At 35.8% G+C, this 22,572-nt stretch carries 14 protein-coding genes; 8 read left to right on the top strand and 6 right to left on the bottom strand.

Going from position 1 to position 22,572, the window contains the following annotated elements; translation table 11 throughout:
- The first annotated feature begins 179 nt into the window (after positions 1-179).
- The 3 genes from Q4496_RS05875 (at position 180) to Q4496_RS05865 (ending at position 6,127) form a co-directional block, all read left to right on the top strand.
- The gene (locus Q4496_RS05875) at positions 180-2,945 is read left to right on the top strand and encodes a TonB-dependent receptor (protein WP_303610054.1); all 2,766 of its coding nucleotides are present in this window, start codon (positions 180-182) and stop codon (positions 2,943-2,945) included.
- A 96-nt stretch (positions 2,946-3,041) separates the two neighbouring features.
- Positions 3,042-4,967 (top strand): metallophosphoesterase family protein, encoded by a 1,926-nt coding sequence (locus tag Q4496_RS05870; protein ID WP_303610053.1) that lies wholly within the window; start codon positions 3,042-3,044, stop codon positions 4,965-4,967.
- 206 nt (positions 4,968-5,173) lie between these two features.
- Positions 5,174-6,127 (top strand): DUF808 domain-containing protein, encoded by a 954-nt coding sequence (locus tag Q4496_RS05865; protein ID WP_303610052.1) that lies wholly within the window; start codon positions 5,174-5,176, stop codon positions 6,125-6,127.
- Positions 6,128-6,438: 311 nt separating this feature from the next.
- Here the strand turns inward: Q4496_RS05865 and Q4496_RS05860 are convergent, their stop codons facing one another.
- A complete protein-coding gene (locus tag Q4496_RS05860; RefSeq protein WP_303610051.1) occupies positions 6,439-9,303 on the bottom strand; it encodes an FAD-binding and (Fe-S)-binding domain-containing protein in 2,865 nt (954 codons plus the stop codon).
- Positions 9,304-9,438: 135 nt separating this feature from the next.
- Between Q4496_RS05860 and Q4496_RS05855 the strand changes: the two genes are divergently transcribed.
- Positions 9,439-11,721 (top strand): peptidase U32 family protein, encoded by a 2,283-nt coding sequence (locus Q4496_RS05855; protein WP_303610050.1) that lies wholly within the window; start codon positions 9,439-9,441, stop codon positions 11,719-11,721.
- A 266-nt stretch (positions 11,722-11,987) separates the two neighbouring features.
- On the opposite strand, the gene Q4496_RS05850 is transcribed toward Q4496_RS05855, so the two are convergent.
- The 4 genes from Q4496_RS05850 to Q4496_RS05835 form a co-directional block, all read right to left on the bottom strand.
- On the bottom strand, positions 11,988-14,147 hold the full coding sequence (locus tag Q4496_RS05850; protein WP_303610049.1) for an EAL domain-containing protein: 2,160 nt from the start codon (positions 14,145-14,147) through the stop codon (positions 11,988-11,990).
- 4 nt (positions 14,148-14,151) lie between these two features.
- A complete protein-coding gene (locus Q4496_RS05845; protein WP_215974413.1) occupies positions 14,152-14,646 on the bottom strand; it encodes a Rab family GTPase in 495 nt (164 codons plus the stop codon).
- Between the two features lie 96 nt (positions 14,647-14,742).
- Complete coding sequence (locus Q4496_RS05840) at positions 14,743-16,524, bottom strand: hypothetical protein (protein WP_303610048.1); 1,782 nt, start codon at positions 16,522-16,524, stop codon at positions 14,743-14,745.
- Positions 16,524-17,060, bottom strand: coding sequence for a hypothetical protein (locus Q4496_RS05835; protein WP_215974415.1), 537 nt, complete (start codon positions 17,058-17,060; stop codon positions 16,524-16,526). The genes Q4496_RS05840 and Q4496_RS05835 overlap by 1 nt, the downstream gene beginning before the upstream one ends.
- A gap of 382 nt (positions 17,061-17,442) precedes the next feature.
- Between Q4496_RS05835 and Q4496_RS05830 the strand changes: the two genes are divergently transcribed.
- From Q4496_RS05830 to Q4496_RS05815, 4 genes are all read left to right on the top strand, one after another.
- Positions 17,443-18,981 (top strand): PAS domain-containing methyl-accepting chemotaxis protein, encoded by a 1,539-nt coding sequence (locus Q4496_RS05830; RefSeq protein WP_303610047.1) that lies wholly within the window; start codon positions 17,443-17,445, stop codon positions 18,979-18,981.
- Positions 18,982-19,225: 244 nt separating this feature from the next.
- Positions 19,226-20,386 (top strand): murein transglycosylase domain-containing protein, encoded by a 1,161-nt coding sequence (locus Q4496_RS05825; protein WP_215974417.1) that lies wholly within the window; start codon positions 19,226-19,228, stop codon positions 20,384-20,386.
- A gap of 244 nt (positions 20,387-20,630) precedes the next feature.
- Positions 20,631-21,266, top strand: a complete 636-nt coding sequence (locus tag Q4496_RS05820; RefSeq protein WP_303610046.1) for a PKD domain-containing protein — start codon at positions 20,631-20,633, stop codon at positions 21,264-21,266.
- Between the two features lie 60 nt (positions 21,267-21,326).
- Positions 21,327-21,854 (top strand): hypothetical protein, encoded by a 528-nt coding sequence (locus Q4496_RS05815; RefSeq protein WP_215974419.1) that lies wholly within the window; start codon positions 21,327-21,329, stop codon positions 21,852-21,854.
- Positions 21,855-22,213: 359 nt separating this feature from the next.
- On the opposite strand, the gene fdx is transcribed toward Q4496_RS05815, so the two are convergent.
- The gene (gene fdx / locus Q4496_RS05810) at positions 22,214-22,552 is read right to left on the bottom strand and encodes an ISC system 2Fe-2S type ferredoxin (RefSeq protein WP_159818885.1); all 339 of its coding nucleotides are present in this window, start codon (positions 22,550-22,552) and stop codon (positions 22,214-22,216) included.
- Between the last annotated feature and the right edge of the window lie 20 nt (positions 22,553-22,572).

Genomic DNA, 22,572 nt, shown 5'->3' with positions numbered 1-22,572 from the left:
TCGCTTAGAAAATACAGGTTTATTATGATGATTTAATGACAATTTTATGAAACTTCTGTAGTAAAACTGACATAAAAGTTTCATCAAATATATACGTCCCCTTTTCATTTTATGTTGCGTCTTTAGTGGAGAAATAACTTATTAAATCTTAATAAATACTAACAAATAGGAATAACGTAATGTCTAACCGAATGTTTCAACTATCGCCATTAGCACTTGCTTTAAGTACTTTATTTATAAGCCAAGTTCACGCACAAGAAAATGATTCAAATGAACACGCTATGGAAGAAGTTGTTGTTACCGCTAGCTATTCAAAAAGCTTAAAAAAGGCAGTCGATTTAAAACGCGAAAATATCGGTTTTTCTGATTCGATTGTCGCATCTGATATCGCAGACTTCCCAGAACAAAACTTAGCAGAGGCATTACAAAGAATGCCAGGGGTAACAATTGAACGTAATAAAGGTTTAGGGCAAAAAGTAAATGTTCGAAGTTTACCTAGTGATTTCACCTTTGTGTCTATTAATAACCTGGCAACAGCATCTGGTAGTGGTGGGCGTGACGTAGAATTTGATATTTTTGCCTCAGAAATAATTCAAAGTGTTACTGTAAAAAAATCACCTACTGCCGCAGATGAAGAAGGTGGTATTGCTGGTTCGGTTGATATTAATACAGCAAGGCCTTTTGATTACAATGAACGTAAAATTGTGGTTTCACTAGAAGGTGCTTATAACGAAATATCAGAAGAAACTGATCCTAAACTTGCCCTATTAGCTAGCGATACCTTTGGAGATTGGGGGGCATTAGCATCTTTCGCATACTCAGAACGTACCAACCGTTCAGACAGTAATTCAGGTATAGATTTTCGCCCTATTTCTCGTTGGTTAGAAAAAACCGGTTCATCGCAATTTCAAGCTGACCAAACAGCAGAAGTATTAGAGCGTGATGCAGGTATAATAATTAACGACCGATTTGATGATGATGAGACTAGCCGAGTTGTCTTTTTGAATAAAGTAGGTGATCGCGCTTACTTAACAGAGCAAGAAAAATGGGGGGCTACATTATCTTTGCAATATAAACCTAATAGTAACTTTAGTTTAACGTTAGATGGTTTAGTGGGAAATTTTGATGACCATGAAGACGAATACGATGCAGCAGCCTACACAGCATCAAGTATTAGTTCGCTTGAAAAAGTACATGCATATGACAATACAACCCTGTCAGAATATGGAATTACAGTAATAACAGATGCTGATTACGCTGCTACACAACATGAGCTTTTAAGTAAAGAAAATAGCAACAATACTGACTACCAACAATATAGTCTGACAATGGATTCATTACTTGGACAATGGGATATTTATGGTGTAATTGGTTATAGTGGTGCTCAAAAAACATCAGAAAACACCAATTTAAAGCACACAGCTTACCGTGCAACACGCTCTCGTTATACGAGTACAGGCGCAGAGACTCTTTCAAGTGATAACGCCGAAAGTTTTGATATGTACAATACACCCGAAGCTTATTTATTTGATTATAATGAAGTAAATATTGAAGATATTTCAGATGACAAATATGCCGCTCAATTAGACTTTTCACGCCAATTAAACTTAGCTTATTTACCTTCATTATCAAGTATTCAATTCGGTGCTCGCTATACCGATAAATCAAAAGAACGTAACTACGGCTCTAACCGTGTCACAGGTCCAACTGCTGGCGACTCGTCATGGGTAGGTACACGCACATTAGCTGACAGCCAACTAACAAGTATTTCAGAACTAGTCTCAGGTGGCGAATACTTACCTGAAGTTTCATCAAAAGTAGATTGGAGCCAAGTATCAAATAGCTATGCACGTAATGAATTAAGATACGACGGTTTTACCGTTGATTTTGAACCTGATCAATTTTATCAAGTTAAAGAAAAAACCTCTGCCATATATGCTATGGCAGATTTTTCTTTTCATATTGGCAAAATGCCCGCAACCCTAAATGCTGGTGTTCGTTATATTGATACTGAGGTGATTTCGTCTGGTTACCACCAAATACAAGGTAGCGATGGTACAACGAGTTACACATCCGCCCCTATATCAAAAAGCGGTAACTACACTGACTTATTACCAAGCATAAACTTCTCTCTTGATCTGAGTGACAACTTAGTCTTACGTGCTGCTGCATCCGAAACTCTTATTCGCCCAGCCTTAACTGACATTGCTTACAAGCGAACAGTCAGCCTAAGTGAATTTAAATACCGTGATGGTAACCCTGATCTACAGCCAACGTATGCCGACCAATGGGAAATGGGCTTAGAATGGTACTTAGAAAAAGGTGGTTTATTAGCCATTTCTTACTTTGAAAAAGAGATTAAAGGCGTAGTGCGAGAATCATTAACTGGCGTTGTTAATGATGTAACTAAATACAATGATAACGGTAGTATTGATGGTGTGTACGACTTTGATATTTATCAAAAAGTTAATGCCGAAGGTGCCTACGATGTCAGTGGTATTGAATTAATTGCACAAATTCCATTTGGACGTTTTCACAGTACATTAGAAGGGTTTGGTGTTAATGCTAACTACACTTCTTTAGATAATTCATTAACAGGCTCATCAGATTTAGGTATTCCAACCCCAGCAGAAGGTCTAGCTGACGAAACTTACAACGTAACCTTCTATTATGAAAACCTCAATTTCGATGCTCGTATTTCTTACAACTATAAAGATAAATATGTTGAATATATAGAGCGCGATATATATCCAGTTTATCGTGATGCTTATGGTCAAACAGATATTTCTCTTGGCTATAATATTAACGACACAATTAAAATGACATTAGAAGGTATTAATATTACAGACGAAGCCACTAAAGGCTATACACTTGATTCTGCTTTCCCGACAATGTATGAGTTTTCGGGTAGACGAATATCACTAGGTTTGCGTGCTATTTTTTAAATAACGTTTAAAAAACAGGGATCATTATGATCCCTGTTTCTACATAATTAAAAAATAATAAACTTAACTCATTGATACGGTTGACAGGAACTAAGCATGAAAGCCTTACTACTCATCATTAGCTTAATAAGCATAACAACACACGTACAGGCTAACACTAAAACCCAAGTCGCTTTTATACCAGACATTCATTTTCATGATATTTACGGCGATTTTTCTCAACAAGGGTTTAAGGGGATTCAACTAGCGAAAGATATCCCACCGGTGAGTATTCGAAGTATGAGATCGCAAATTCATTCTACACGTTTATTTAATGAAAATTACTTTGCTTTAATTACCACACTTAACGATATTGCAGCTAAGGGTATAACACTTGTTGCTCTACCGGGTGATTTTACCGACAATGGCCAACTTGTACACCTTTATGGTCTAAAAAAAATTCTTAATAAATATACAAAAGAGTATGGTATGCGTTTTTTTGCCATTCCTGGTAATCATGATCCGGTAAAGCCATTTAAAAGTGCGGGTGGTAAACCTGACTTTTTAAATGAAAAAGGACAAGAACTAGCTATTTATTCAACAGAGCACCTTCGTTGCACCAAGAAAGTGCTCAACAACACAAACATAAACATAAACACTGATAATAAAAAAGTAATATGCAGTGACGATATAGCGCATGGAGGCTACAAAGAAGTAGTTGAGATTATGGCACCTTTTGGACTAATGCCCAGCAACAATGAACTTTTATGGGAAACGCCGTTCTCAAAAGGCCCCTCATTAGCTGAACGTAGCTACGTGCAATGCGCCGAAAATGATAAAAGCAACTGTATAAATATCCCTGATACTAGCTACTTAATTGAACCCTTAGCAGGCCTTTGGTTATTAGCTATTGATGCAAACGTATATATCCCTCAAGTAAAAAATGGTGTATTTGATTTTCAAGGCTCGGGGAATGCAGGATATAACAAAGTACTTTCCGAAAAACCTTTTCTACTCACTTGGATCAAAGAAGTAGTACAACGTGCAAAAACACAGAACAAAACATTAATCGCATTTAGTCATTTTCCAATGGGTGAGTTTTATGACGGTCAAACAGAGTCAATACAAGCATTATTTGGTAATACAGCTTTTCAACTAAAACGTGAACCTACAAATGACACTCGAAAATTACTCGCTGAAACAGGCTTAAGACTGCATATTGGCGGACATATGCACATGAACGATACATCAGTAATTAAAAGCAAAGAAAACACACTATTTAATATTCAAGCGCCATCAATTGCAGCATATCGACCTGCTTACAAGTTAGTTAGCATAGAAAACAGTTACGCGACTGTAAGCACGGTAACTATTGATAATGTTAAACACTTTAATCTTCTATTTAGCGCGTATCAAAAAGAACATAAATATCTGTTAAAGCATGATCCTGAACACACCTGGAATAAAGAAATTTTAAGCGCTAATAATTACCAGAATTACACTAAAATGCACTTGCAAGCACTTGCTAAATGGCGGTTTATACCTCGTGAATGGCCAGCAAGTTTTCGTGATGACGTCCTTAAACGCTCATTATTTGATACGTTAATGTTAACTAACAACCTTGATCATTGTGCAACAGAAGATCCGCCTTGCTTGCCAAGCGAATCTACCTCACAACGGCTAAATACAAAACAGCTTCACGCTCTGAAAAATACAACCGTATTCGATTTTATTTCAGACTTTTATTTAGTGCGTAATGCCGGTTCACTAGCCTTTGCCGACATTTCAGAAGAAACTCAACAAATATATACAACAATGGGTACTTTGCTTAAAGGAAATAATTCTTGTAGATCAAAAAACCTAGCAGACTCAACCTTAAACAACCTTTGCCAAGTTACAGATGCTTTAGCACGTGCTTTTGTCATTTACGAAAAATTCAGTAATGCACTACTCGATAGTTGTTTAGTGATTGATTTGTCATCACAAGCTCCTATACAACATTGCGCCATTAACAATACCGCTATTAAACGTCATTCAATGTAGGATTATTTCTGTATATGAGTATTACTATTCTATGCTCTTAATTGGTTGAAAAAGCGAAACTGATATTTTTTAACAAACGCTGTAGATGTAAATGATGAATAAACTTAATAGAGTAAAAATAAAAGGCTCTTAAGCTAAGTTCAGGTTGATTACTAAAAAGAAAAACACCATGATAACTATTCTTAATTATTTTGATGGAATTCTTTATGGCTGGCGCTAGTTTACTTACTTTACTTGATGATATTGCCATGTTGCTCGATGACATTGCAGTGCTGTCTAAAGTAGCAGCTAAAAAAACAGCAGGTGTTCTTGGTGATGACCTTGCCGTCAATGCAGAACAGCTTTCTGGTGGTATACGTGCTGATCGAGAATTACCTGTAGTTTGGGCGGTATTTAAAGGTTCAATGCTCAACAAGGCCATGTTAGTTCCTATAGCCCTGTTACTTAGCTATTTCTTACCCATGCTCATTATGCCGTTACTTATGCTAGGTGGAGCCTATTTATGCTACGAGGGTTTCGAAAAAGTTTGGCATAACGTTACAGATAAAGCCGCAGTTGAAGCGCATAAAGCAAAATTAAAATCCGCATTACAAGATCCAAACATAGATTTAAAAAGTTTTGAAAAAGATAAAATAAAAGGCGCTATCAGAACAGACTTTATACTATCTGCTGAAATTATAATTATTGCCCTAGGTACTATTGCTGATAAAGACATCTCAACACAAATATCAGTATTGGTTTTTGTCGCAATTTTAATGACTGTTGGCGTATATGGATTAGTTGCATGTATTGTTAAAATTGATGATGGGGGTTTAGCGCTAATACAAGATAAGTCGGCATCGATATGGGGAAAGTTCAAACGTGCTTTAGGAAGGCTGATGATTGGCTTTGCTCCGAAATTAATGAAATTTTTAGCCATTGCAGGTACGGCAGCCATGTGGCTTGTTGGTGGTTCACTTATCACACACGGTATACATGCCACGCAAACTTATATAACCGCAGTCGCTGACTTTATGGCAACAACTCCATTTATCGGAAATGTACTTTCAATGATTACACCATTGACCATCGATTTAATTGTTGGCTTTTGTTTAGGTGCTTTGTTGGTTTTTATTGAAGTTATGATTAGAAAAATAGTCGTTAAACCTGAGCATGCATAGTTTTACAAATCGTTATGCTGTGTAGTTCAAGAGACTCAGGGTCTCAGCTTTATTCAACCGTACGTTTGGGATTCCGTATTAAGTGACCTACGGAATGACAGCGCTTGGTGATCATTCTGAACTTGATTCAGAATCCCAATCGTTATGCTGTGTAGCTCAAAGGGCTCAGAATCCCTTTCTTATTCAACCACACGCGTGGGATTCCGTATTAAGTGACCTACGGAATGACGGCGCTTTGTCCGTTATGCTGCACGCTTTGTCGCCATTCTGAATATTCTCCGTTATTATAAACTTAATTCAGGCTCTTACGTTTAATGTCTAACAACCTCGCCTACTTTCTTTGTTGTTACTTTATCAACTAAGTAAATAATCGACTGATAATCAATACCCGCGTGTTGAGATAAGCCAATCTCACAGGTCCTGCTATTACTATAACCTGCGGTACAACCTTGAGGTACTTGAGCTTTTAACGGCGCCAGTGCGTTGTCATTTAGCTCAGGCGTGGTAAACCCTTTATCGCCCGCGAAACCACAACATTGAATATGCTCAGGAATTATCACCTGAGTACTACAACGCTCGGCTAATTGTTGCATTTTTCCAGCTAAGCCCATTTTACTGCTAGAACAAGTAATGTGTAACATAATAGGTTCATCAACAGGAGTGAAGTTCAAATGATTAATCAAAACTTCTTCAACAAAACCAAAAGGTTCAAATAGTGAAAGCCCCCTAATTTTATCTTTATTTTCTAATAACATCGATTTACAAGGGCTGGTATCGATTAAAATAGGATACTTACCTTGCTCACTTAATATCGCTAACTTATCAAGCATTGCATTACTTTTTTGCTCTGCTTGTAAAAACATGCCTTTACTATTAAATGGCATACCACAACATTCGCCCGTAAAATCTGGACTGATAACATCAAATCCAGCTTTTTCTATCAACGATAAAGTAACGTCTGTTAGCGAGCGCTGGTCTGTTGCCGTTAATGATTGCCCCATGTTGCGACTTGAGCAGCTTGGGATATAAACCACTTTAGGTCGATAACCTGCTTCGTTAACATTGCTATTAGCTTTAATTTTCGTAGGATTATAGTGTGCTTTTTGTGGTATATATTTATTCCACAGAGGTAACTTATTTGCTGAAAGCTTTCTAATAGTACCTGTCACTCCTGCCATCACTTTATTACCCAATAAACGTTGGCCAAAGCTTGCGACTGCTAATGTCATTCGAGTTGTTTTTTCAACTGTAGAGAAGTTATTAGCAAAGGCATTAGCCACACCTTGGTGACCTTCATTATTGCGATGACGAAGCTCTCTAATAAGGTCACCCGTATTAATACCGACGGGGCAACGTTCAGCACACAAGCCTGTTGCAGCACAAGTATCGATACCTAAATAATTAAAGTCTTTTTTCAGCTCTGCTAACAATTCAGGGTTTTCATTAGTCGAAGTTAAACGACTAATTTCTCGATAACTGGTAATACGTTGACGCGGCGTGAAACTAAGGCCATTAGATGGACAGACAGGCTCACAAAAACCACACTCTATACATTTATCAACAATAATATCTGCGGCGGGTAAGGCTTTTAAGTTGGTAATATGTGCATGAGCATTATCATTAATAATTACACCAGGATTAAGCAAACTTTGAGGATCAAACAACTGCTTTATTTGCTGCATTAATGCCAACCCTTCGCTGCCCCATTCTAGCTCAACAAAAGGGGCCATATTACGGCCAGTACCATGTTCTGCCTTTAAAGAACCTTGGTAATCGACAGCAACAAGTTGACAAACATCGTCCATAAATGACTGATAACGCTTTATTTCTTTTTCTGTTGAGAAGTCTTGAGTGAAAACAAAATGTAAGTTCCCTTCAAGAGCATGACCAAAAATAATTGCTTCATCATATTGATATTTAGTAAATAACAATTGCAAATCAGCAACCCCATCAGCAAGCCTAGCAACAGGAAAAGCAACATCTTCAATAATTACAGTCGTTCCCGTTTCTCGAACAGCGCCAACAGCAGGAAAAGTGCCCTTTCTTATTGCCCACAATTGAGAATATTCACTCGCAACATCAGTAAATTTAATCGCATTGGTTTGTTCAAAATCAGCTAACATTAATTCAAGTTCAGCCACTTGTTGCCTTAATATTTCAGCGTTAGCTGCACAAGTTTCGATTAACAGGGCGCCAACATGTTCATCAAGCGTATTGATAAAGTCAGGCAAACCATCCATATCGCTAACCGAAGCTAACGCACGTCTATCCATCAACTCCACGGCTGAAACATTTGCACTAGCTAATGCAGAGACAGCATGACAAGTAATTTGCATAGTGGGGAAAAAAACTAAGGTTGATGCACGATATTTATGTTCAACAACCGTGTTATAAGTGATAGAAGAAATAAAGCCTAAGGTACCTTCAGAGCCGATCATTAAATGCGCTAAAATATCGATAGGATCCTCAAAATCCACTAACGAATTAATAGCATAACCAGTGGTGTTTTTTAATCTATATTTATGATTGATTAACTGGCGTAAATTTTCATTCTTATTTGTTTCTAACGCCAAGCTTTTAATACCGCTTAACAAGATACTATGCGTTTTTCTAAATTCACTAACACTATCTTTATCGCCAGTATCTAACACGGCACCATCATGTAAAACAACACGAATACTATCTAAGGTGTGATAACTATTTTGTGCCACACCGCAGCACATACCACTAGCATTATTAGCAGCAATACCTGCAACTTTACAGGTGTTAATGGAAGCAGGATCAGGTCCTATTTTTCGGCCATAAGGCAGTAAATATTTATTTGCATCTGCACCAATAACTCCAGGTCCTAATTTTATTTTTAATCCTAAATCGACTATTTGATGATTTCGCCAACTAGTGGTTAATAAAATAAGGATAGAGTCAGATTGAGCTTGCCCAGAAAGACTAGTACCAGCAGCTCTAAAAGTAACCGGTAATTTAGCAATAGCAGCGTGATTTAATACTTTTATCACCTCCGCTTCGGTATCAAGTATTAATACTAATTTAGGGACTAGTCGATAAAAGCTTGCATCAACCCCAAAAGCTAGCCGCTTGGCATAACTACTAATAATTCGTTCTTCAGGCAAGAAGCAAGCTAACATTTTCGCAAAGTGTTGGTACGGTGGAAGTAACATAAAAACTCTCTAATTAACGAGTAAGCCCTAAGCAAAGGCGACTCAACTTATTTAACGCTATTCTTTCGGTAAGTATACGGGTAAAATCCCTCTTTTAAAATTATACCAATCAAAGTTGTAAAGTAGGTTATAAAAATGAGTTCTGAAATTGAATTATTAGCACCCGGTGGCGATGTTGATGCGATTAAAGCGGCAATAATTGCTGGTGCCGATGCGGTTTACTGTGGTCTAGATACATTCAATGCCCGAAATCGAGCGTCTAACCTATCCTTTGATGAATTAGTGGGTGTTATTCGATTAGCACACCAGTATCAATGTAAGATATTTCTCACATTGAATATCGTTATTTTAGAGCGCGAATTTAAATCATTAGCAAAACTGCTAAGTAAATTAGCCAATACCACGCTTGATGGGGTAATAGTGCAAGATATTGGCATGTTCAATTTAATCACCAAGCACTTTCCTACATTAGACATTCACGCATCAACACAACTTACCACGCATAATGTTGGTCAAATTCCATTCTTGAAAAAGTTAGGTGCTTCACGCGTTAACTTATCAAGAGAGTTGAGCTTAAAAGAAATTAAAGTGATAACAGCGGTAGCCGCAGAGCATGAAACCTTAGTAGAAGTTTTTGTGCATGGTTCACTCTGTGTTGCTTTTTCAGGTTTATGTTATTCAACTTCTGCCAGTGTTGGTAATTCAGGTAATCGAGGCCGTTGTAGCCAAGCTTGTCGTGAAGAATATGAAACAACGCCTTCAGGCAATAACTTTCCGCTGAATATTAAAGACAATTCGGCCTTTTTCGACTTACCAGCCCTTATTGAGGCAGGTGTTCATTCATTTAAAATTGAAGGTCGTATCAAAGGCGCAAACTATGTACATACCGTAGTAGATAGCTTTCGAAAACAAATTGATGGCTTCGTAAATACTGGTGAGCTAACCGAAGATGGCGAGCGTCTTTATCAAGTATTTAACCGTGACTTTTCTAATGCTTTCTTACGTGGTGACTTGAACCAGTCAATGTTTATTGATAACCCACGCGATAATTCAACTAAGCATGCAGTAGATAAAAGCAAAGCAATTTCTGTGGTTCAAATACATGAAGTTGAACAAGAGCTTCATCAACAAAACAAAGAAATTAAAGCCACTGTTTTTGATAAGATCAAACATTTAACCATTGAAAAACTATCACTGACATTAACCTTTTCAGGTGCACTGGATCAGCCTTTAACGATCACAGCAAATGTGATTGAAAAAGACGATAATATTGAATTTAAAGTGCAATCAACCAGCTTACTTACACAAAGTGATAAAGCGAGTATTGATTCAAGCGTTATCGATAAGCGTTTTAAAAGCTTTAACAACAGCAGCTATAATTTAACAGCAATCAATATTGATAATTTAGCACAAGGGTTAAGTATTCCGTTTAAAGAATTAACCGAATTGAAAAAGCAACTCGCGTTAACCTTAAATAACAACAAAGCAGTATTACCCGAAGTGACACTGCCACCACTTAAAAATTATCCTAAACCGACAAACGCTCAAGCAGAATATGTTAAGCCTAAGTTATCTTTACTGATTTGTGATGAAGAAGATATTAATTTAACTAACGTAACAAATGCTAACGTTTACTTTAAATTACCCGATGCTTATAAACGTGGTTGCACTAAATACGTTGATTTTTTCAAACAAAATCCAAAATTAATCCCATGGTTTCCATCGGTATTAATAGGTAAAGATTACGACGTTGCTTTAAATATTTTACAGCAAGTCAAACCTGAATTGATTGTAACAAATAACACAGGTATCGCTTATGAAGCACACCGGTTAGGCATTAAATGGATTGCAGGTCCATTTTTAAATACAACAAACTCTTATGCTTTATTAGCAATGAAAGAAACCTTTGATTGTAGCGGTGCGTTTATCTCAAACGAAATTAACAAGCAACAAATGAGAAGTATTGCCCGTCCTGAAAATTTTGAATTGTTCTACAGTATTTATCATCCTATTTTATTGATGACTAGCCGACAATGCTTCTTCCAACAAAGTGTCGGTTGTGAAAAACCAAGAATAGATAACGGTTGCATGCTCTCGTGTGATAAATCAACGAGCATAACCAACTTGAAAGGTGATAATTTTGCTATTGATAAACAAAAAGCAGGTTACCCAAGTATTTATAATCAGGATCAGTTTTTAAACATGGAGATCATTAACGATCTCTCTGATTTATATGATGGTTTTATGATTGACCTAACCAACATTGGCGCCGGCGATAAAAAGTCACCAGATAAAGTTGTATTGATCCGACAGTTTGAGCAACTACTAGCTAAAGCTGCGGATGAAAAAGAGGTTGAACATAATATTAATGCACTAGTACCACAGTCAACGAGTGTTCAATATTACAATGGCCTTTAGTTGAGTACAATTAGCTTATAATAGGAGGTTCCGTATTAAGTGACCTACGGAATGATGGAATCGACGACTACCGAATTAGCTTCTCGTCATTCTGAACTTGAGTCAGAATCTCATTCGTTATATTCCGTAGTTCAAGGGATTCAGGATCTCACGCACTATTCAACCACACGTGTGGGATTCCGTATTAAAATACCTACGGAATGACGGAGCTAGTGACCTAAGAAGTAGCATTTGAGAAGATCAATGTCATGAACGTATGTGGGTCATTAGCTTGAATGAGACTCAAAATCTTTCTTTTTTTGATTTTGAAGTAACATAATAAAAGAGCTAAACTCAATTGGCTTACTAAAAAAGTAACCTTGCACTGAGTTACATGAGTTTTGTTCAAGGAAGTCTAACTGTTCTTGAGTTTCAACACCTTCAGCAATAACTCCTAAATTTAAATTATGTGCCATAGCAATAACAGCTCTAACAATCGCTTTATCGTTATCATCACTAACAATATCTCTAACAAATGATCGATCAATTTTCAAAAAATCTAAAGGTAGTTTTTTTAAATACGCCAGCGAACTATAGCCAGTTCCAAAATCATCAATAGAGACACTTACACCAATAGCTCTTACTTTATTCAGTAATTTTTCAGTAATAGCATAATCATCAATCATCACGCCTTCCGTGATTTCTAACTCTAATAAACATGGGTCTATTTTATTATTCTTAATACAAGCATGCAGATGAGGAAAAAGGTTTTCATCAAACACTTGAGCAGGTGACAGGTTCAGTGATATTTTAACTTTATGTCCCATTTTGTTAATTTTATCCACCATTTGACAAGCTGTATCAATTACCCACTTACCAATAGTAATAATTAAGCCGCTTTTTTCAGCAATAGCAATAAAAGAGTCAGGAAACAGCATTCCTTTCGTAGGATGATTCCAGCGAATTAACGCCTCTGCTTTTACAATTTTATTAAGTTCTAAATCTATAATAGGTTGCAAAAACAATTCAAATTCATCATTTTTGATAGCTTCTCTTAGCTCATGCTCAACTTCAATAATAAGGCGCGATGCATCTTTCATAGACTGAGAATAAAACTGTAATGAATTAGCTTTTGATCTTTTACCGTTATAAGCACTTAAATCAACAAACTTCATTAATTCTTCAACACTATGTGCATCATGGGGGAAGTTAGCAGCACCTATACTTAAATTAACATTAAAGCTCTCTAATTCACTTGTTTGAAATGGCTCTCTGGTACAGTCAAGAATTCTTTCAACTACACCTTCACAACAAGCTTGATTATCGATATCAGTTAATATAATAGCAAATTCATCACCGCCTACCCTTGCGATGAAATCAGATGTTTTAATACTACTTTTAATACGACCACTGACTTCAATAAGTAACTTATCTCCTTCATCATGACCATAGAATTCGTTATGACGCCTAAAATCATTAACATCAACATACAATAAATAAAAAGGAATATTAGATATTATTTGTTTTTCCAATCTTTGCCAAAACGAAATTCGGTTAGGTAGTTGAGTTAACAAATCCTGTAAATCACTTTTTTCATTTCGTTGTACTAAATATTTAATATTACTTATGTCATTAGCAAAAATAATCCAGTTCTTTATTTCATTTAAATCATCTAAAACGGGATATAAAGCAACTTTTAACCATTTCAATGTCGATGGTGGCGACATCCAACATAGCTCGCCATCCCAACTAGATTTAGTAGCGATAATACGTTCATATTCTGGTAATTGATTTTTTAAAAGTTGTACAATAATATCTACAGGATTTGAAGACTCATGAGTTGAAGAGACACCTTGTTCAAATAAATGTAACGCAGCTGTATTAGCAATAATAGTCGTTAAATCACTTTTTGTAATAAGTACTGCAAAGCCGGCATTCTCAATTGCTTTCGTTAGCGCGGTAATAATATTTTCTTGTTCGTAAGGTTTATTAAAAATAGCGAGAATTCTTGTATGCAAATACTCATTTTGTTCTATTAAATGATCATTATAGAGAGAGAGTTCTCGAGCAGACTGCATTGTACTTTGGCGAAGTGTAAAGTCTTCAGTTTGATTGCTGATAATCAGTAAACTTTGATCGTCTTGTTTAATTGCAATCGCTTCTAAATGTAATTCTTTGTTGTTTGCAACAACTTCAGTCCAAAAGCCAGAGCGAACCCGATTATCTTCACTGCCATTCCATATTAGTTGCGCATCAATAAGAAAATCTTGTAAAAAAGGTGTGTTATCGTCAATACTAAAAACTTTTTGACTAGCAGAAAGAGGAAGTAATTCAGTTGCCCATAAGCAAGAGCCCCCAACAAGTTTAAAAAGATTAAGACTACCCTCAACAGGTTCTATAATCACTTGTTGCATTGCATTGAGTACATTATTTAGTATCGAAGTCATGCGATTAACTCTCTTGCAGCAATTTAGCCAACTCAATAAACATGTTATCTACATTTGCACCGGTTTTAGCACTTGTATAGAAATGTAAATCAAACAAATCGTTATAATCTTCTAGCCCTTTATCTTCCCAATGCCAACTTGGTTGTAAATCACTTTTATTGATAGCCAGAATAGCAGGACATTTAGCAACTTTACGGGCGAGACTGTGAATCTCTAAACCTTCAATTAAAGAGGTTGTGCGTGTTTGATCAGCCACAATAATATAGGCTGAGGCGCCACGTAAATAACGTTCTTGAAAAGCATTATAGCGATCATTACCTTCAATATCCCAAAGCATAAATTGCAGAGAATTATTTTCTAGCGTGACAACCTTTTTATCAATTTTAACACCGATAGTGGTTAGGTATTTTTCATTAAAAATGCCTTCCACAAATTGCTTAACTAAACTTGTTTTTCCTACGCTAGACGCACCGAGTAAACAAATTTTCTTTTGAATCAAAAGCCGTCTCCAATTTCTGTATAGTGCTGTTAAAATGCCAGTTGATATACGGCATATCCCTTTTAACGTTTATTCTACATTTACATTTGTACTTGATTACATTTCATTGTTTGTTTTTTCATCATTACTTACATATAGCACGTTAAAGATAACTTTTCTTGCATTATTTTTTACTTTCATAATATCTATTTGCCCTAAACCTGTAACATACATTTGCGCTTTACTTAGCCCTAAAAGGTTTAAAGCATCACCCGTATTTTCTCCGCGTTGCCTACTTAATAACGTATTCTTAGCAATACTACCTGAATTATCACTACAGCCAATAATGACTAGACCAACGTTTAAATCAAGTTGATCGGCTAATTGATTTAGTTGATGAAAGTATTGATAAAGTTGCTGCAGAGTTAATTGCATACTAGGTGTTACATCAGCACTAGCAACAGGAAACTCAAGTTGAATCGTTGATATTCTACCAACTAAATCTTTAAATATTTGCGCTTTAATCGCCTTACTTGTAATAGCTTCATTAGCAAAAGGAGGCTTAATATCCTCTATTATTAAGTTTCTTTCTAACGTAAAACCAGCAGCCGTCAGTGCACTTAGTAGTTTTGCAGACTTTAATACCGCTAATGTCCCCGACAAGTGTAAAATTTTGCTATGCCACATCATGGTAATTTCAGGGTATTCGAGCAAAATTCTCTGTGCTCTAGTATTTAGAATTTCAAGGTCTAAAGAATGATAAAGTCGCTCAGTTAGTGATAATTGCTCAATAGTTAAATCATTTTTTTGTAACCAATCAGAAACAGAGATAGCATCAGGATCACGTAAAATATCAAGCACAACCTTATTATGATCTTGTACTTCAATATGATTAATAACAACACCTGACTCATGATCTAAAGTCATCAACTTATCGTTTAATACTTGATTTTCCCACCACTTTACTGTCTGAAAGCCAAGAATAATGATAAAAAATAAAACAGCTAACCAAGCAAACCAAGGTGTTTTGTTATTTTTAGGTTCAGTTGTTTTTTGCTCTGCTAATAAACAATCTCTCAGTAAATTTTCGGCAGTAACAAAGGCTTCATTATCGCCGTTAAACTGCATAAGCTCACTAGCATATAAACTGTGAATACTTTCTAATATTATTTGTAGTTTATCACTAACTTTTTGCGGTGGTTTACCTGTTACCGCAGCTACAACCAAGGCATTAGGCCCAGGCTTTATTAATAAGGTGAAATTATCGGTTGTCACCGTTTCTAGCTGTTCTTTTAATCCATCTTCATTATCTAAGAAAGAATCACCAACAAAGTCATTAATTGCCGTTAACATAGAAGAAATTAAATCAGCATCACTTTTCGCTGTGTTATTAAAATTAACCGAGTTAAGTAATAAACCTGTTTCTCGGTGGATCAAAAAAACATGTTCAACTCGATAGACAAATGTTTGTGAAGCAACATATTGGGAGAATTTAACCCCCGCTTGCCAAGCTTTAATACGCCAAGTTAACCCCTTAAATGTGAGACTACTATCAATTAACTGATTTGTTTTTTCCATAAAATCAGTTAGAAAAGCTGTCACGGATTTTCTAACTAAACTGCCCATTAAGGGATAAAGAGAATTAACTAATCTGTCACTATTATGTGCAACCGAATCTTCGACTGCACTTTCTACAATAGGCAATAAAACTTTATTAACTGAGCCATCTTTTTTTTGTCTATCATGTAGTGCTTCAGAAAGTACTTCACCCACAATAGTACGTGCTTCTTTTTGAATAGCGTCGGTTACCACATGACTGTTTTTACCCAGTATTAGCGATCTTAATTGTTCAAGTTGCTGCTGAGATTCAACTTGTTTGGCTTCGGTCGACTTCGACATTACAGCTGGTCATCTTCCAAGTTTGTTGCCATTGTCGCTAGCAACTTAGCCAGTGTTTTCCGGTCTGTTTTAGATGAGCTTAATTCATTTGATACCGCATCAAGGTGATTTTTAAGTTGCTCTAGTTGCTCATTAAAACCATTAGACAGTAAGGCACTTTCGCTGTTCAGCGCCTGTTCAATATCTTTAAAGTCTTGCTGTGTGGCTACGGTAAACATTTCAAATTCTGATACAAGATTGGTATGTTCTTTTTGCATACTCTCTTCATTGTCATCATGACGTTTATCTACAAAATTTACTTGTTTTTCTATATTGTCTAACTGCTGACTAATATCTCTTTGTATTTTTTCTAAACGAATTGTAAACTTTCTCTCCTGTTCGTTGATGGCATGTTCCATATCGCTTCGTAATGTCGTTAGTTGTGTAATTAACTGCTGTTGGGCATCACCAAAGACAATTTGTCTAAGTTGATCAAGTTCTCCAAGGGGGGTAATAGGCTCTTGTGCTGCTTTATCGTTTTTGTTTTTATTTGACATACGAATATTCCATTTAAGCAAAAATAGTGCGTTATATTTTTTGTATTCCAGTAAATTTAAATATACTTATCGAGATAGAGCTTTTTAAACTGATTTAAATTAATACTATAGCACCACAATGATTATTATCTATACAGTATCCTAACTTTATTTTTTAAACTTACTTAATAAAGCTAACATTAAAATTAGCGCAACTATTGAAAAGTTTACTACTATAGTTATGAGCCTCTTAATAGCTCTTTTAATAGCTCTACTTACCCATAATCAGTGTTTAAAATATAACAAATATATATAATTCAATTAGCTACATTAAAAAATATTGACTATAATGGCGTAGCAAAATAAATAAAACGAAGTTTCAAAGTTAACTAAAGGATAATAAATGGCTAATACAACCAACAAAGAACTCAATTTTTCAAATGATGAACAATTAGTTTCTATCACCGACTTACAAGGAGATATTGTTTATGCAAATGAAGAGTTCTGTCGGGTAGCTGGCTATACTTTAGAAGAACTTAAAGGACAACATCACAATATTGTTCGCCACCCGAACATGCCAAAAGAAGCGTTTGCTGATATGTGGAAGAAGTTAAAAAATGGTGAATCTTGGCGTGGTATGATTAAAAATCGTTGTAAAAATGGCGATTATTATTGGGTAGATGCCTACGTAACCCCTTTATCAGAAGGAGGTAGAATTACCGGTTATCAATCAGTCAGGGTAAAACCCACGACTCAACAAAAAAATGATGCTCAAAATTTTTATGATAAATTAAATGCCCAAAAAACTGTGACAGATTTTCACGCAAACACAAAATTAAAACGTCTTATTATCGGACTTATTCTCGCCACTTCCCTTTTATTTTCTTTATTATATTTAGACTCATATATCACCGCAGTTATTATTTTGTTTAATATCATGGCCACAGCACTTATTTTTTCTGAAGAATTATTTACCTTTCCAAACTATGTAGAAGAAATTAAAAAACGTTCTGATAGTCCATCTCGCTTTATTTTTACCGGTAAGGGCTTAACCAATATAACGAAATATCAAACTACCTTATTGCAAGCGCGTATACGTACAGTTCTAGGTCGTAGTTATGACGCAGGAAAAATATTATCAGGTCAAGCGAGTGCTTTAAAGGTAGCCTCAAACGAAATGCTGACAGGAACTGCCAATATTAATCAACAATTAGAGCAATTCTCTACTGCTATTGGTGAAATGAGTGGCACGATTAATAATGTTAGTGAAAATACGGTATCGACCCATGATAAAGTAACACAAGTTCAACAAGAATGTGACGATGCGACCAATTTAGTAACAAACAATCAGAAAAGAATGAAGAGCCTCGCTAATGATGTTCATTCTGCTGCAAACAGTGCTGAGAGTTTAGTGCTCGATGTTGATAAAATTTCAGGAATCATGAGTGAGATTCAAGGTATTGCTGATCAAACTAATTTACTAGCTCTTAATGCTGCAATTGAAGCAGCAAGAGCTGGAGAGCAAGGACGAGGCTTTGCTGTGGTTGCCGATGAAGTTAGAACATTAGCGAGTAGAACTCAAGATGCAACCGGAGATATACAACGTTCAGTGTTAGAATTACAAAAAACTTTACAAGAGTGGAGTAAAGTAATGCTAGTGAGTAAGGATAGTGCTGAAGCATGCTCTGCTAATACATTAATTATTAAACAAGCTATCGAAAATATCATGAACAGTATTGGTGATGTCAGTGATATGACCGCACAAATATCAACCGCTACAGAAGAACAAAGCGTGGTGTCTGAGCAGATGAATAAGCAAATTACAGATATAGATATTATTTCAAAAGAAAATGAAATGCTATGTAATAAAGTAAGTTTAAGTGGAGAAAATGTTAACAAAAGTGCCAAAGAAATCGAAGAATTGAGTACTACATTCCACTAACCCTCTGATTCATCATTAGGCTTAAAAAGCAATTATCAGTATTATTACTCCGTAAATAGTTTATTCCGTTACAAGTGATTTATGGAGTAACCTATGGAGTAACTGAATTATAAAATATAACTCGACTATGGATTATTACTTTTGCCGATCACAAATCTAACAAAACACACTAAAATGAAAAAGCACCGTGATATAACCAACGACAGTGCTACCAATACCCCCAGTGATATAAAGGGTAACCTTAATGTTTAATAACGTATTAATGATTATTCTTATTATCTGCTTAACTAGCTGTAAAACCACACCAAACTTTGATTCTATTCGAAGCGCCGAAACATTAATTAAGCAAATAGAATCCGATAACCCAGATATTATAGCCATTGCGCAGCAAGCGGTTCACACTAATAAACTGATTCAAAAAGATGTCGATGATATTAAAGCATTGCTCAATGAATTAAGCCAAAAAATTGCTGAGGTGTGGGGCGAAAAGAAACCGCAAGTACCTAATAATAAAAAACTGGTTAAATATACAAATAACTACAGAGCTCGTGCCATTGTTGACTTTGAAAAAGGCACTGTGTTGATCGAAACTTTAGCAGATAACTCTCAAACTAAAACACTTACTAATTTACAAAATGCCATTACTACTACTCTATTATCAACAGCAGATCCAAGTAAAACCGATATATTTTCCAGTGATGCTCCAACACTATCAGGCCAACCTTATTTATATCAGCAAGTACTTGATCATGATAATAAAGCGATTCAATACCAATGGCGTGCTAATCGATTCTCCAAGTATTTGACTGAATTCAAGTTACAAAAATACAGTAACAACGGAAAACAAATTTACGCAGTTAGAATTGATATGGTTGAAAAACATCAACATCTACGTGAACAAAAATACAGTACCTTTGTACTCGCTGCAGCTAAGCGTTATCAAATATCACCACAATTAATCTACGGCATAATTGAAACTGAAAGTAGTTTTAACCCGTTTGCAGTGAGTTCAGCTAATGCTTACGGCCTGATGCAAGTTGTGCCCAAAACCGCAGGTGCTGATGTATTTCAGCGTATTAAAAATAAAAGTGGTATGCCAACCAAGCAGCAACTATTCGATCCTGCTTATAACATTGATATTGGTACTGCCTATTTATATATTCTCAATAATAACTATTTAAATGCCGTAACTAATGCTACAAGTCGTCATTATTCAATTATTTCTGCCTACAATGGCGGTGCAGGAAATGTATTAAAAACCTTTCATAGTAACCGAACAACAGCGATGAAAGTTCTCAATACTAAAACATCTAAAGACGTTTATTATTTACTTACCCAAAAGCATCCAAAATCAGAATCTCGCCGTTACTTAGAAAAAGTAACTAAGGCTGAAAAAAGTTACTGATAGATAATAAGTAGAACGCCTCACGATAATAGTCAGTTCTGGGCTGTTGAATAAACCGAGATTCTGAATCAAGTTCAGAATGACGATAAAGAACGCAGCATAACGATTGGGATTCTGAATCAAGTTCAGAATGACGGAGGATATTCATAATAACAAAAAAATGCACATTATTTGCACATTGACCTATTATTATCTACAGCATATGAATCAATCGTAAATATTCCCCCTTTGGAGAATGTGTCAAATGAAACCATCGCTATTACACATAAAAAAAACGTTAAGCTGTAACAATAATGCAAATACCTTACTAAGTTTATTGCTAGCCTCTTCGCTTGCGGCTTGCGGTAGTGGTGCTAGCGATCCAGCTGACGTAGGTGATGTCGATAATACTGTAGGCACTAACACAGTACCTTTTGCTAATGCTGGTGAAGACCAAATCTTACTTATTGGTAGTACCGCCACATTATCAGGCGAAGCAAGTAGTGATACTGATGGCGATACACTTAGCTACTCATGGAGTTTATCTACGTTACCTGACGGCAGTATTGCTACATTATCTAGCGATACAGACTCGACAACATCATTTTCAGCAGATGTAGCAGGTATTTACGTTGTAACGCTAATGGTCAATGATGATGAAGCAAATAGCGAAATTGACAGTGTTAATATTACAGTGTCTGAAGTCATTGATAGTTCAACTACAAGTATTTTATCTGATTATAGTTACCATGCCTATAATGATTCCGATTCAGTGCAATTAGATAGTATTGTCACCTGGAGTTGTACAGATGAGGATCGTGAAATAGCAGCAAACGGCGTTCCAGATCATGCAGTAGGTACATTCCCTAATAACAACACCCCAAAGAACAGCCTCCTCTAGAAATATCTGTTCTTGACAATATCCAGCTAAATAAAATTAAATAAACTATAAAGTGTCATTATGAAATATATAAAAAATAATCTTTTTTCAGTTCTAACCTTATTTTCTAGCATACTCGTGTCACACAACTCATCTGCACATGTCATTGTGGCACAACGTGGCACACTTAATATCCTTAATAACGGTGTGTTTATGGTACTTTCATTGCCTATAAGCGCCTTTGAGGGGGTCGATGACGATAATGATGGTAAGCTTTCTAAAATAGAATTTACTAAACACCGCAGCGTTATCACCAATGTAATTCACGAAAAAGTCGTATTAAAAGATAAAAACAGAAAACTCGTGTTAGAAGATATGATGCTTTCTCCCGTCACTTCTCATCAGTCGCCACAAGATCCTGTATCACAATTAGTTGTAATGGGGCGCTATAACTTGACTGACTTACTGAGCCCATTAGAGTACACAATAGAGTTATTTGGTACGACACCTGCTGAACAAGTATTAGACGTTGTCGCAACCCGTAAAAGTGATAATCAAAAAAGAAAAATAAAGCTAACACCTAAAAATTCGAGTGTTTCTATTTTTTAATAAAAGTAATTACAGAGTGTTATATCGTCTGTTAATAGATGAATTACGATTAACTTCTCTGTTGATATAATATCAATCTCACTAGCTATGTGATCATTTCTACTGGCTAAAATCACCATCCACATCGTTATTTATTTAATAATTATAACAACTAGTTATTGAAAAAAACGCCTTGTGTTTTATGCTTTTTTTTACGTATAAAATTGTTCACTTAATTAATGAAACGGGTATAAAGTATTCGAAACTATTCTACTGTGTTAACAAAAAAGGGTAATAACAGTGATGTTATTACCCTTTCTAATATTACAGGTCTGAGCCTAACTAAGCTAACGAGAAGCTTTCATTAAACTCAGCTCACTTTAATGATTTTCCGATACCATATTCACAGTATACTTAGGAATATCAACAACTAAATCTTCATCACCAACAATAGATTGACAGCTTAAACGAGACTCAGGCTCTAAACCCCATGCTTTATCTAGCATATCTTCTTCCAGTTCATCGCCCTCTTCGATAGAATCGAACCCTTCTCTAATAATCACGTGACACGTTGTACAAGCACAAACTTTTTCACAAGCATGTTCAATACCGATGTCATTTCTTAAGGCTACGTTTAATACACTTTCGCCTTTTTCAGCTTCAACGACGGCGCCATCAGGACATAACTCTTCGTTGGGTAAAAATATAATTTTTGGCATGTTATTTATCTCTTTTTATC

Source organism: Colwellia sp. 5_MG-2023, assembly GCF_030547795.1.
Lineage (GTDB): Bacteria > Pseudomonadota > Gammaproteobacteria > Enterobacterales > Alteromonadaceae > Colwellia.
Note: the sequence above shows the minus strand (reverse complement) of the source record. Positions and strands in the feature narration are given on the sequence as shown.

Bases quoted from the DNA above. Each gene is read 5' to 3' on its own strand.
- Q4496_RS05865 (WP_303610052.1), top strand. From the start codon at position 5,174: ATGGCTGGCGCTAGTTTACTTACTTTACTTGATGATATTGCCATGTTG.
- Q4496_RS05820 (WP_303610046.1), top strand. From the start codon at position 20,631: ATGAAACCATCGCTATTACACATAAAAAAAACGTTAAGCTGTAACAAT.
- Q4496_RS05850 (WP_303610049.1), bottom strand. From the start codon at position 14,147: ATGACTTCGATACTAAATAATGTACTCAATGCAATGCAACAAGTGATT.
- Q4496_RS05825 (WP_215974417.1), top strand. From the start codon at position 19,226: ATGTTTAATAACGTATTAATGATTATTCTTATTATCTGCTTAACTAGC.
- Q4496_RS05815 (WP_215974419.1), top strand. From the start codon at position 21,327: ATGAAATATATAAAAAATAATCTTTTTTCAGTTCTAACCTTATTTTCT.
- Q4496_RS05840 (WP_303610048.1), bottom strand. From the start codon at position 16,524: ATGTCGAAGTCGACCGAAGCCAAACAAGTTGAATCTCAGCAGCAACTT.
- Q4496_RS05835 (WP_215974415.1), bottom strand. From the start codon at position 17,060: ATGTCAAATAAAAACAAAAACGATAAAGCAGCACAAGAGCCTATTACC.
- Q4496_RS05860 (WP_303610051.1), bottom strand. From the start codon at position 9,303: ATGTTACTTCCACCGTACCAACACTTTGCGAAAATGTTAGCTTGCTTC.
- fdx (WP_159818885.1), bottom strand. From the start codon at position 22,552: ATGCCAAAAATTATATTTTTACCCAACGAAGAGTTATGTCCTGATGGC.
- Q4496_RS05830 (WP_303610047.1), top strand. From the start codon at position 17,443: ATGGCTAATACAACCAACAAAGAACTCAATTTTTCAAATGATGAACAA.
- Q4496_RS05855 (WP_303610050.1), top strand. From the start codon at position 9,439: ATGAGTTCTGAAATTGAATTATTAGCACCCGGTGGCGATGTTGATGCG.
- Q4496_RS05875 (WP_303610054.1), top strand. From the start codon at position 180: ATGTCTAACCGAATGTTTCAACTATCGCCATTAGCACTTGCTTTAAGT.
- Q4496_RS05870 (WP_303610053.1), top strand. From the start codon at position 3,042: ATGAAAGCCTTACTACTCATCATTAGCTTAATAAGCATAACAACACAC.